The organism is Polaromonas sp. P3_B4 (assembly GCF_056402835.1).
Window position 1 is genome coordinate 35,435 of sequence record NZ_JBFUGQ010000004.1, and the last position, 11,566, is coordinate 47,000.

An 11,566-nucleotide genomic window follows, 5' to 3' on the forward strand; every position below is an offset into this window, starting at 1 on the left:
AAACATCCAGATGGAACGCTTCGTCAACGCCAACCCCTACCCATGGCCGTACAACGGCGACCTGCGGCCCGGCAACACCGCGCTTATCGTTATCGACATGCAGACCGACTTCTGCGGTGAAGGCGGCTACGTGGACAAGATGGGCTATGACATCTCGCTGACGCGCGCGCCGATTGAACCGCTCAGCGCCCTGATGGCCGGCATGCGTGCCGCGGGCTACCACGTGATCCACACGCGCGAAGGCCACCGGCCCGACCTGTCGGACCTGCCGGCCAACAAGCGCTGGCGCTCGCGCCGTATCGGCGCCCACGGCGCGGGCATCGGCGACGACGGCCCTTGCGGGCGCATCCTGGTGCGCGGCGAACCGGGCTGGGAGATCATTCCCGAATTGGCACCGCTGCCCGGCGAGGTGGTGATCGACAAGCCCGGCAAAGGCTCGTTCCACGCCACCGATCTGGAGATGGTGCTGCGAACGCGCGGCATCGAGAACCTGATTCTCACCGGCATCACCACCGACGTTTGCGTGCACACCACCATGCGCGACGCCAACGACCGCGGCTTCGAATGCCTGTTGCTGTCGGACTGCACCGCCGCCACCGACCGCGGCAACCATGAGGCAGCGCTGAAGATGATCACCATGCAGGGCGGCGTGTTCGGCGCGCATGCTTCATCGGCGGCGGTGCTGGACGCACTGGCCACGCCATGAGTCCAGGCATCACCATCGGCAGCCTGCCGCCCGCCACCGGCGCGCTGGCGCTGGACATCTACCGCATGAGCATGCGGTTCGGCAGCTTCACGGCGCTCGACGGTGTCAACATGAAGGTGGCGCCGGGAACCGTGCATGCGCTTCTCGGTGAAAACGGCGCGGGCAAAAGCACACTGGTCAAGTGCGTGGCGGGATTCCAGCGGCCCTCGGAAGGCAGCATCGTCATCGACGACCGTGAGCAGACGATCGCCAATCCGGTGGTGGCTCGCGCGCTGGGCATTGGCATGGTCTACCAGCATTTCACGCTGGCGCCCGGCATGACGGTCGCCGAAAACCTGCTGCTGGCCGGCGGCAAGACGCCGGCGCTGATCGACTGGACGCAAAAACGCGCGGAGCTGGAGGCCTTTGTGCAAACCACGCCCTTCCGGCTGGACCTGGACACGCGTCCGCTGGACATGGCCGCCGGCGAGAAACAAAAGCTCGAACTGCTCAAGCAGCTCTATCTCAAGCCGCGCCTGCTGATCCTGGACGAGCCGACTTCGGTGCTGACGCCGCAGGAGGCCGACGAAGTGCTGGGCCATGTGCGCGACTTCGCACGTGCCGGCCACTGCACGGTGCTCATCATCACCCACAAGTTCCGCGAAGTCATGGCCTATGCCGACGACGTGACCGTCTTGCGCCGCGGCAAGGCGGTACACGTCACATCGGTGCCGGCGACCGACCCGGCGCGGCTCGCGCAGGCCATGGTGGGTGATGCGGCCGCGGCCCACCCCGAAAACCAGGCCACGGAACCCAAGGTGCCTGCCACCAGCGCCGTGCGGGCTGTCGATGTTGCGGCACAAACCGCATCCCTTGATGTTCACGGCCTGCAGGTCATGGGCGACCGCGGCACGCTAGCGGTGCGCGACCTGAGCCTGTCGGTGCTCGCGGGCGAGATCCTCGGCGTCGCCGGCGTATCCGGCAACGGCCAGCGCGAGCTGGTCGAAGCGTTGGTCGGCCAGCGGGCGCGCGCCGCCGGCATGGTGCGGGTGGGCGGCGAGCCTTACGCTGCTACGCGGGGCGAGAACCACCGCCTGAAGGTGCGCAGCCTGCCTGAGGAGCCGCTGCGCAATGCCTGTGTGGGTGACTTCAGCGTGGCCGAAAACATGGCGCTGCGCGACTTCGACCGGCCGCCGCTATGCGCCGCGGGACGCTTGCGATTCGGGCTCTGGCGCAGCCGCGCGCGCGAATGGATCAAGGGCTACGGCATCAAGACGCAGGGGGAGAACGCACCCATTCGCAGCCTCTCTGGCGGCAACGTGCAACGTGCCGTGCTGGCGCGCGAGCTGCATGGCGAGATCAAGGTGCTGATCGCCGCCAACCCGGTGTTCGGCCTGGACTTCGCCGCCGTGAAGGAAATCCACACCCGCCTGCGGGGCGTGGCGCAGCAGGGCGCGGCAGTGCTGCTGGTCAGCGAAGACCTGGACGAACTGCTTGAACTGGCCGACCGCATCGTGGTGATGAGCGAGGGGCGCATCGTCTTCGAGACCGCGGCCTCCGGGGCCCAGCGGCAGGTGCTGGGTGCGCACATGGGCGGGGGACGATGAGTTCCCCCCCGAAGCGGCCTGCAGCCGCTCCCCCCTCAAGGGGACGCCACCAGCAGCCCGGCAAAGCCGGTTCCGCGGTGGCCCACGAAGGAGCACTCCTATGAAAATCGCAGCGGCTCCTTTCGCCTACGAGTTCGAGCTGGCGCACACCGCGCTGGTCATCATCGACATGCAGCGCGACTTCATCGAGCCCGGCGGCTTCGGTGAAACGCTGGGCAATGACGTCTCGCTGTTGCAGGCCATCGTGCCGGCCTGCAAGGCCGTGCTGGAGGCCTGGCGCCGCGCGGGCGGGCTTGTGGTGCACACCCGCGAGGCGCACGGGGCCGACCTGGCCGATTGCCCGCCCGCCAAGCGCAGCCGCGGCAACCCGACCCTGCGTATCGGCGACATGGGAGCGATGGGCCGCATCCTGATAGCCGGTGAACCGGGAAACCAGATCATCCCCGAGCTGGCGCCGCTGCCCGGCGAGATCGCCATCGACAAGCCCGGCAAAGGCGCCTTCTATGCCACCGGCCTGCACGAGCGGCTGCAGCATGCCGGTATCACGCACCTGCTGTTCATGGGCGTGACCACGGAAGTCTGCGTGCAGACCTCCATGCGAGAAGCCAACGACCGCGGCTATGACAGCCTGCTGCTGGAAGACTGCACTGAAAGTTATTTCCCCGTCTTCAAGTCGGCGGCCGTGGCGATGATCCGCGCCCAGGGCGCCATCGTCGGCTGGACCGCCACCAGCGGCGAGTTGCTGGCGGCACTGCCGGCACAGCCCCAACACTGCTAGAGTTTCACCATGCACACTGCCTCCAACCCTCCCGCGAGCCTTGCCGCTGCGCTCGTCCACCGTTCGCGGGCCAACGAGGTGTACGACGAACTCAAGCGCGACGTCTCCGAGTTCAAGCTGGTGCCGGGCGACCGCTTCACCGAAACCGAAATCAGCGAACGTCTTGGCGTCTCGCGCACGCCCGTGCGCCAGGCCCTGTTTCGCTTGCAGCAGGAAGGTTTCGTCGAGGTGCTGTTTCGCAGTGGCTGGCGTGTCCTGCCCTTTGATTTCGACAAGTTTGAACAGCTCTACGACCTGCGCATGGTGCTGGAAACCACGGCCGTGCAGCGGCTGTGCGCCGGTAGCCAGACGATTGACACGGCGCTGCTCGATGAACTGGCGGCCATCTGGCTGGTTCCGGTGGGCGAGCGCAGCACCGATCATGTTCGGGTCGCCCAGTGGGACGAAGCTTTTCATTGCGCGCTGGTGGCGGCTGCCGGCAATGCCGAGATGGCGCGTGTGCACCGCGACGTGACCGACCGCATCCGCATCATTCGCCGGCTTGACTTCATCAAGCAGCCGCGCATTGAGGCCACCTATGAAGAGCACGCCAAGATTCTCAAGGCGGTGCGCGCCAAGCGTGGCGACCAGGCCGCCATGCTGCTGCGCGCCCACATCGAAACCAGCCAGGCCGAGGTGCGCAAGATCACCCTGCACCAAATGCACCTGGCGCGCCAGATCGGGTCTGGAACGCCTCGTTAATGGCCTCATAGGCGTGCAGCCCAACAAATATAGGCGCAAGCTGCTATCAAAAAAGAAGCAAAAACTCAGGCGGAAAGCGCAAATACCGATGCGGCAGAGGCCGTGCGGCGCGCGCCATGCCGCCTAAGTTGTTCCCGCCGTCTACCGCGCCCAGCGCAGCACAAGCGGATCAAGCCGCCTGGCGGTCGCCAGCAGCCCAGCACGCGTGTCCGGGTGCATGGCCGGAAAAGGATGACGCGGCGCCTCGCAGGCGATCACGCCGCCTTCCTTCATCAAGGTCTTGGCGGCCAGCAGCCCTGCCTGGCGATTCTCGTAATTGATCAGTGGCAGCCACTGCTGGTAAAGGGCATAGGCCTTGTCGTGATCACCGGCGCGGTGCGCCTCGATGATCGGACGAATGCCATCGGGGTAACCGCCGCCGGTCATGGAGCCGGTGGCACCGGCATCAAGGTCGGGCAGCAGTGTGATGGCCTCTTCGCCGTCCCAGGGCCCTTCCACCGCGTCGCCTCCCAAACGGATCAGTTCGCGCAGTTTGGATGCTGCACCGGCGGTTTCGATCTTGAAATAGGCGACGTGTTCAATCTCACGGGCCATACGCGCGAGGAAGCAGGCTGAAAGCACGGTGCCGCTGGCGGGCGCATCCTGGATCATGATGGGAATGTTGACCGCGTCCGACAGCCGCGCATAAAACTCGTAAATCTGCGGCTCGCTCACGCGAAAGGTGGCCCCGTGATACGGCGGCATGACCATCAGCATGGCGGCGCCCATGTCTTGCGCCCGGCGGCTGCGTTCGGCGCAAACCTTCGTGCCGTAGTGGGTGGTGGTCACGATCACCGGCACGCGGCCGGCCACATGTTCGAGGACGGTACGGGTCAGGGTTTCACGTTCTTCGTCCGAAAGCACGAATTGCTCGGAGAAGTTGGCCAGGATGCAGATGCCGTCGGAGCCGGCGTCGATCATGAAGTCGACGCAGCGCTTCTGGCTTTCAAGGTCAAGCTCGCCGGTTTCGGTGAAGGTGGTGGGGGCAACGGGGAAGATACCGCGGTAACGCGGCTGGCGGAGCGTGTTCATGGGGACTGGATCAGGTTGGATAAAGTTCAGTAGTTCACTGCTTGAGCGGTTTAATGGGAGTGCCGAGGAACTTCGGAGCCGCGGCAGCCGACCAGAAAATCGAAATCACAGCCCTCGTCGGCCTGCAGCACGTGGTCGACATACAGGCGCTGGTAGCCGCCACGCATGCCTGCAGGGGCCTTCTGCAGGGCGGCGAGGCGTTCAGCCAGTTCGGCATCGCTGATGTCCAGGTGCAGGCGGCCCGCATCGCAGTCGAGCTCGATCCAGTCGCCGTCGCGTACCGCGGCCAGCGGCCCGCCGGCCGCTGCTTCTGGCGCCACATGCAGCACAACGGTGCCGTAAGCGGTGCCGCTCATTCGTGCGTCCGAGATGCGCACCATGTCCTTGACGCCGCGCCGCAGCAGCTTGGGCGGCAGGCCCATGTTGCCGACTTCGGCCATGCCGGGGTAGCCCTTGGGCCCGCAGTTCTTCATCACCATCACGCAGCTGGCATCGATGTCGAGGTTCTCGTCGACGATGCGTTCCTTGTAGTGCTCGAGGTTCTCGAATACGACCGCGCGGCCGCGGTGCTTGAGCAGTTCGGGCGAGGCCGCGGAGGGCTTGAGCACGGCGCCGCGCGGCGCCAGGTTGCCGCGCAGGATGCAGATACCGCCGTCGGCGATCAAGGGGTTGTCGAGAGGGCGGATCACCTCGTCGTTGTACTGCGGCGCCTCACGCACGTTGTCCCATATCGACCGGCCATTGACGGTGAGCGCATTGGGATGCGGCAGCAAGCTGTTTTCACCCAGCCGGCGCAACACGGCGGGCAGGCCGCCGGCATAGTAAAACTCTTCCATCAGAAAACGGCCGGAAGGCTGCAGGTCAACGAGGGTGGGCGTGTTGCGGCCAATCCGTGTCCAGTCTTCCAGGTCCAGCTGCACACCAATGCGGCCCGCGATCGCCTTGAGGTGAATCACTGCATTGGTGGAACCGCCAATGGCGGCATTGACGCGGATCGCATTTTCGAAGGCTTCGCGTGTGAGGATTTTCGACAGCGTCAGGCCCTCGCGCGCCATCTCGACGGCCCGCGCGCCCGACATCTGCGCCAGCACATAGCGGCGTGCATCCACCGCGGGAATGGCGGCGTTGTGCGGCAGCGAAGTACCCAGCGCTTCGGCCATGCAGGCCATGGTGGAGGCCGTGCCCATGGTGTTGCAAGTGCCGGCCGAACGCGACATGCCGCCCTCGGCCGCCAGGAACTGGTGCAGCTGGATTTCGCCGGCCTTCAGTGACTCGTGCAATTGCCACACCGCCGTGCCCGAGCCGATGTTTTTGCCTTCAAGCTTGCCGTTGAGCATGGGCCCGCCGGTCACCACGATGGCCGGAATGTCGCAGCTCGCAGCACCCATCAGCAATGCGGGCGTGGTCTTGTCGCAACCGGTGAGCAGCACCACGGCATCAATGGGGTTTCCGCGAATCGCTTCTTCCACGTCCATGCTGGCAAGGTTGCGTGTGAGCATGGCGGTGGGACGCAGGTTCGACTCGCCGTTCGAGAACACCGGAAACTCGACCGGAAAGCCGCCCGCCTCTGAGATGCCGCGCTTCACATGCTCGGCAATCTTGCGGAAGTGGGCATTGCAAGGCGTGAGCTCCGACCAGGTATTGCAGATGCCGATGATGGGGCGGCCGTCGAACTCATGGTCGGGAATGCCCTGGTTCTTCATCCAGCTGCGGTACATAAAGCCGTTTTTGTCGGCCGTGCCGAACCACTCGGTGGAACGTAGTTTTCGTTTGGTGCTTGTCATGATGGTCTGGCCATTAAGGTTTCAGGAAGATTTGGGTGTGCGATTTGCCAGCAGCCGTTGCAGGAGGCAAAAAACAAACAGCAACACGCCGACGACAATGCGCGTCCACCAGGAGCTCAAAGTGCCGTCAAAAGAGATCAGGGTCTGGATGATTCCGAGCATCAACACCCCGAACAGGGTGCCGGCCACATAACCCACGCCGCCGCTGAGCAAGGTGCCGCCAATGACCACGGCGGCAATGGCGTCAAGCTCCATGCCGGTGGCGTGCAAGCCGTAGCCCGAAAGCATGTAGAAGGTGAAGACCACACCGGCCAGCGCCGAGCAAAAACCCGACAGCGTGTAAACCCCCACCAGCGTGCGGCGCACTGGCAGACCCATCAGCAGTGCCGATTGCTCGTTGCCGCCGACGGCATACACCGCGCGGCCAAAGGGAGTGCAGTGTGCAATGAACACCGCCGCCAGCAGCACCGCGATGGCGATCACGGCACTGATCGAGAGGGAAGCGTCTTCCCACAAGGGAATGCGCAGCTGCGAAACCTCTGAATAAAACTCGTTGGTGATGCTGATGGAATCGACGCTGATCAGGTAACACAGGCCGCGCGCCAGAAACATGCCGGCCAGCGTCACGATGAAAGGCTGCAGGCGAAAACGCTCAATCAGAAAACCCATGAAGGCGCCGAACGCCGTGCCCATGAGGAGCACCAGCGGAATCACCGCGGCCGGACTCCAGCCATGGTGCTCCACCAGCGCGGCAGACACCATGGTGGTGAGTGCGACCACGGAGCCGACGGACAGGTCAATGCCGCCCGACAGGATGACAAACGTCATGCCCACGGCGATGATGACCAGAAAGGCGTTGTCAATCAGCAGGTTGAGGAACACCTGAGCCGAAAAGAACCCGCTGTAGAGCACCGAACCCATGGTCGCCATGGCAACGAAGAGCGATATGGTGGCCGCCAGCGGCAGGTATTTGGGATTAAAACCTGAAGCCGGCGCAGCAGGTGCCCGTTGGCTGGAGGCGGCCTCTACGGGGGGCCGGGTGACGGTTGTGTTCATGGCCGCATCCCCCGCGCGGCCGGCCGCCGCATCCAGATACCGATCTCGGCCCGGAATTCAGCCGATTGCAGCAGCATGACCACAAATACCACCACAGCTTTGACCACCAGGTTGATCTCAGGCGGCACACCCAGCGAGTAAATGGCATAAGTCAGCGTCTGGATGATCAGCGCGCCGATCACGCTGCCCACGAGGCTGAAACGCCCACCGGTGAGGGCGGTGCCGCCCAGCGTCACGGCCAGGATGGCATCCAGCTCGAGCAACTGACCCGCGTTGTTGCCATCGGCGCTTTTGACGTTGGAGCTGATCAGCAAGCCCGCAATGCCCGCGCACAAGCCACAGAAGCCGTAGGCGGCAACCATCAGGCGCCTGGCCTGCACGCCCGCGACGCGTGCTGCGGTTGGATTAATGCCCACAGCCTGTATGAACAGCCCGAGGGCGGTGCGCGTCACCGCCAGGTACAGCAACGCAAAGACCACGGCCACGATAGAGAGCGAGAACGGCAGGCCCAGCAGGTAACCGCTGCCCAGGAAGAAAAATGGCGCGTAGTAGATGGTGATGATCTGCCCGCCGGTGATCAGCTGCGCGATGCCGCGACCCGCTACCATGAGGATCAGTGTGGCGATGATGGGTTGCATGCCTACCCTGGCGACCAGCAGCCCGTTCCATAGTCCGCACAGCAGCGCGATGGCCAATGCCGCCAGAATTGCCAGCGGCATCGGGAAACGGCTCACGCTCCCTGCCACCGACCCGCCAATCATCCAGGCGGCCACTGCGGCAGCAATGGCCACCACGGCGCCCACGGAAATGTCGATGCCGCGGGTGGCGATCACCAACGTCATGCCGAGCGACACCAGCACCAGCGGCGCGGCACGGTTGAGAATATCGATCAGGCTGCCGTACAAATGACCGTCACGCCACTCGACGTGCAGGAAACTGGCGTTAAACACTGTGTTCACAGCCAGCAGCAGGAACAGCGTGATGAGCGGCCAGGCCAGGCGGTGCCTCATGGCAGTGGCCAGAGGCGAGGGGTGGCGTTTCTCTTCAGGCATGTTCAGCCGCAATCAGTTCATAGACGGTGTCTTCGCTGCTGCCTGCCGGCAACTCACCCACCTTGCGGCGGTCACGCAGCACCACGATGCGGTGCGCCACACGAACCACCTCGCTCATTTCAGAAGAGATGAAAATCACCGCCATGCCAGCCTCAGCCAGGCGCAGGATCTGCTCCATGATTTCCTGCTTCGCGGCCACGTCGACGCCGCGCGTGGGTTCGTCCAGGATCAGCAGGCGCGGCTCGGTCGCGAGCCAGCGCGCGATCATGGCCTTTTGCTGGTTGCCGCCCGACAGCAGGCCTATGGGGGTGTCCACACTCGCGGTCTTGATACCCATCGCCTGGACAAAGCGTTCGGCCAATGCGGTTTGTTCGGCACGCGATAAAAAACGGCGCATGCCCATGCGGGCCTGCAGCGCCAGTACGATGTTTTCCCGGACTGAGAGCTCGGCCACGATGCCATCGGTCTTGCGCTCCTCGGGACATAGGGCGAGGCCCTGCCGGATCGCCTCGGCGGGATTGGAAAACGTGACCGCCTCGCCGTCGATTCTGAGCATGCCGCGGTCCGGCGTCTCCAGGCCGAACAGCAGGCGCGCCAGTTCAGTGCGGCCCGAGCCCAGCAGCCCGGCCAGGCCCACGACCTCGCCGGCACGCACGCGCAGGTCCACAGGCTGCAACTGACCGGCCTGGCCCAGACCTTCAGCTTGCAAAAGCGCCGGCGCAGCATCGTCAAATTCCGGAGGCACGGCGGCGGTGGCGGATTGCGCGGCCAGTTCCCGGCCCAGCATGGCCGCGATCAGTGCCTGCGGCCCCAGTTCACTGGCACGCCACTCGCCGACCCAACTGCCGTTGCGCAGAACGGTGATGCGATCCGACACCGCATACACCTGGTTGAGGAAATGAGTGACAAAAACAATGGCCAGCCCCTCGCCACGCAAGCGACGCAGCACCTCAAAGAGTTTTTGCACCTCGTCATCGTCGAGGCTGGAGGTTGGCTCGTCGAGGATCAGCACTTTGGATTCAATGCCGATGGCGCGCGCGATGGCCACCAGTTGCTGCACGGCGACCGGGTAGCTGGACAACAGGCGCGTGACGTCGATGTCCAGGCCCATGCGCGCGACCAGTTCGCGCGCACGGCGGTTCACGGTGGTCCAGTCGATGCGAGACCCCTGCGCAAACCCGTACCGCGGATAGCGGCCCGCGAAGATGTTTTCCGCCACCGACAGGTTGGGGCAGAGATTGACTTCCTGGTAGACCGTGCTGATGCCCAGCCGCTGCGCGGCCAGGGGAGAGTCCGGCCATACCGGTTTTCCGGCAAGTTGCATCTGGCCGCCGCTGGCTTCCAGCACGCCTGTCAACACCTTGATGAGCGTGGACTTGCCGGCGCCGTTTTGCCCCATCAAGGCATGGATTTCACCGGGAAACAGGCGCAAACGCACATCCTGCAAGGCCGGAATACCCGCGAACTGTTTGTGGATGCCCGCAAGCTCCAGCACGGGGGCGGCGTCGGCCACGGTCATGGAGCGGCCTTCGCGCCACGCGCCACGATATTCGCCTTCAGAACGGCCAGGAGGTTCATGCCTTGTTCTTGTTGTAGACGTCGACAAACACGGCGGCCAGCAGCACCACACCTTTGATGACTTGCTGGTAGTCGATGCCGATGCCCAGGATGGACATGCCGTTGTTCATCACGCCCATCACAAACGCACCGATCACCGCGCCCATGACCTTGCCGACACCGCCCGAAGCCGAGGCCCCGCCGATAAAGCAGGCGGCGATGACATCGAGTTCAAAGCCCAGGCCGGCCTTGGGTGTAGCAGTGTTCAGGCGCGCGGCAAACACCAGGCCCGCCAGCGCCGCCAGCACGCCCATGTTCACGAAGGTGTAGAAGGCCAGGCGCTCGGTCTTGATGCCCGACAGCTTGGCTGCCTTTTCGTTGCCGCCCAGCGCATAGACGCGCCGCCCGATGGTGGTGCGACCCGTGATGAAGTGGAACAGGAAAATCAGCGCGGCCATCACGATCAGCACATTCGGCAGCCCCCTGTAGGAAGCTAGCAGGTAGCTGAAATAGATCAGCAGTGCCGAGAACATCGCCGTTTTGACGAAGAAAATGGCGGCGGGCTCGGCCTGGATGCCGTGCTTGAGCTGCTTGGCCCGCGCGCGTATGCCGGCCACGGCGAGCACGGCGGCCAGCGCCACGCCCAGCAGCAGCGAAGTCATGCGCAGGCCTTCGCTGCTCAGCAGGTCGGGCATGAAACCCGAGCTGAGCATCTGGAATGAATCGGGGAAGGGGCCGACCGACTGGCCTTGCAGCAGTGCCAGCGCCAGCCCCTTGAACACCAGCATGCCGGCCAGCGTGACGATAAAAGAAGGGATGCGGAAGAACGCGACAAACCAGCCCTGAACCCCGCCTATCAGCGCGCCGCAGAGCAGGCACACCAGCGAGGCCGGCACGAAATGCCAGCCGTACTCCACCATCAGCACGGCCGCCAGCGCGCCGATGAAGCCGCACACCGAACCGACCGACAGGTCGATATGCCCGGCCACGATCACCATCAGCATACCCAGCGCCATGATGACGATGTAGCTGTTCTGCAGGACCAGGTTGGTGAGGTTGAGGGGCTGCATGAGCGTGCCCTCGGTCATGTACTGGAAGAAGCCCATGATGGCCACCAGCGTGATCAGCATGCCGTACTCGCGGAAGTTGTGCTTCAGGTAGTCGAGCGGCGATTTGCCGCTGGCAGCGGCGGTTTTTGCCGCAATCGCGGTGGCGTTGGAGGACTCGTTGTTCAT

At 64.4% G+C, this 11,566-nt stretch carries 10 protein-coding genes; 4 read left to right on the plus strand and 6 right to left on the minus strand.

Annotated features, from left to right (window positions below):
- Positions 1-10 precede the first annotated feature (10 nt).
- From biuH to AC1DVV_RS21515, 4 genes are all read left to right on the plus strand, one after another.
- Positions 11-706, plus strand: coding sequence for a biuret amidohydrolase (gene biuH / locus AC1DVV_RS21500; RefSeq protein WP_477666973.1), 696 nt, complete (start codon positions 11-13; stop codon positions 704-706).
- On the plus strand, positions 703-2,292 hold the full coding sequence (locus AC1DVV_RS21505; protein ID WP_457282337.1) for an ABC transporter ATP-binding protein: 1,590 nt from the start codon (positions 703-705) through the stop codon (positions 2,290-2,292). Before biuH ends, AC1DVV_RS21505 begins: the two co-directional genes overlap by 4 nt.
- Before the next feature lie 100 nt (positions 2,293-2,392).
- The gene (locus tag AC1DVV_RS21510) at positions 2,393-3,070 is read left to right on the plus strand and encodes a cysteine hydrolase family protein (protein ID WP_477666909.1); all 678 of its coding nucleotides are present in this window, start codon (positions 2,393-2,395) and stop codon (positions 3,068-3,070) included.
- 9 nt (positions 3,071-3,079) lie between these two features.
- Positions 3,080-3,811: a GntR family transcriptional regulator gene (locus AC1DVV_RS21515; protein ID WP_457282339.1), complete on the plus strand. Its 732-nt coding sequence runs from the start codon at positions 3,080-3,082 to the stop codon at positions 3,809-3,811.
- 141 nt (positions 3,812-3,952) lie between these two features.
- Here the strand turns inward: AC1DVV_RS21515 and AC1DVV_RS21520 are convergent, their stop codons facing one another.
- From AC1DVV_RS21520 to mmsB, 6 genes are read right to left on the minus strand one after another with little or no spacing between them, the layout of a single operon-like run.
- Positions 3,953-4,882: a dihydrodipicolinate synthase family protein gene (locus tag AC1DVV_RS21520; protein ID WP_457282340.1), complete on the minus strand. Its 930-nt coding sequence runs from the start codon at positions 4,880-4,882 to the stop codon at positions 3,953-3,955.
- Between the two features lie 50 nt (positions 4,883-4,932).
- Complete coding sequence (locus AC1DVV_RS21525; protein WP_477690199.1) at positions 4,933-6,666, minus strand: IlvD/Edd family dehydratase; 1,734 nt, start codon at positions 6,664-6,666, stop codon at positions 4,933-4,935.
- Positions 6,667-6,687: 21 nt separating this feature from the next.
- Positions 6,688-7,722, minus strand: a complete 1,035-nt coding sequence (yjfF, locus tag AC1DVV_RS21530) for a galactofuranose ABC transporter, permease protein YjfF (RefSeq protein WP_457282342.1) — start codon at positions 7,720-7,722, stop codon at positions 6,688-6,690.
- Complete coding sequence (locus AC1DVV_RS21535) at positions 7,719-8,774, minus strand: ABC transporter permease (protein WP_477707250.1); 1,056 nt, start codon at positions 8,772-8,774, stop codon at positions 7,719-7,721. The genes yjfF and AC1DVV_RS21535 overlap by 4 nt, the downstream gene beginning before the upstream one ends.
- The gene (locus AC1DVV_RS21540) at positions 8,767-10,293 is read right to left on the minus strand and encodes a sugar ABC transporter ATP-binding protein (RefSeq protein ID WP_477690200.1); all 1,527 of its coding nucleotides are present in this window, start codon (positions 10,291-10,293) and stop codon (positions 8,767-8,769) included. Before AC1DVV_RS21540 ends, AC1DVV_RS21535 begins: the two co-directional genes overlap by 8 nt.
- A gap of 55 nt (positions 10,294-10,348) precedes the next feature.
- Positions 10,349-11,566: a multiple monosaccharide ABC transporter permease gene (mmsB, locus tag AC1DVV_RS21545; protein WP_457282345.1), complete on the minus strand. Its 1,218-nt coding sequence runs from the start codon at positions 11,564-11,566 to the stop codon at positions 10,349-10,351.

Bases quoted from the DNA above. Each gene is read 5' to 3' on its own strand.
- biuH (WP_477666973.1), top strand. From the start codon at position 11: ATGGAACGCTTCGTCAACGCCAACCCCTACCCATGGCCGTACAACGGC.
- AC1DVV_RS21505 (WP_457282337.1), top strand. From the start codon at position 703: ATGAGTCCAGGCATCACCATCGGCAGCCTGCCGCCCGCCACCGGCGCG.
- AC1DVV_RS21510 (WP_477666909.1), top strand. From the start codon at position 2,393: ATGAAAATCGCAGCGGCTCCTTTCGCCTACGAGTTCGAGCTGGCGCAC.
- AC1DVV_RS21515 (WP_457282339.1), top strand. From the start codon at position 3,080: ATGCACACTGCCTCCAACCCTCCCGCGAGCCTTGCCGCTGCGCTCGTC.
- AC1DVV_RS21520 (WP_457282340.1), bottom strand. From the start codon at position 4,882: ATGAACACGCTCCGCCAGCCGCGTTACCGCGGTATCTTCCCCGTTGCC.
- AC1DVV_RS21525 (WP_477690199.1), bottom strand. From the start codon at position 6,666: ATGACAAGCACCAAACGAAAACTACGTTCCACCGAGTGGTTCGGCACG.
- yjfF (WP_457282342.1), bottom strand. From the start codon at position 7,722: ATGAACACAACCGTCACCCGGCCCCCCGTAGAGGCCGCCTCCAGCCAA.
- AC1DVV_RS21535 (WP_477707250.1), bottom strand. From the start codon at position 8,774: ATGCCTGAAGAGAAACGCCACCCCTCGCCTCTGGCCACTGCCATGAGG.
- AC1DVV_RS21540 (WP_477690200.1), bottom strand. From the start codon at position 10,293: ATGACCGTGGCCGACGCCGCCCCCGTGCTGGAGCTTGCGGGCATCCAC.
- mmsB (WP_457282345.1), bottom strand. From the start codon at position 11,566: ATGAACAACGAGTCCTCCAACGCCACCGCGATTGCGGCAAAAACCGCC.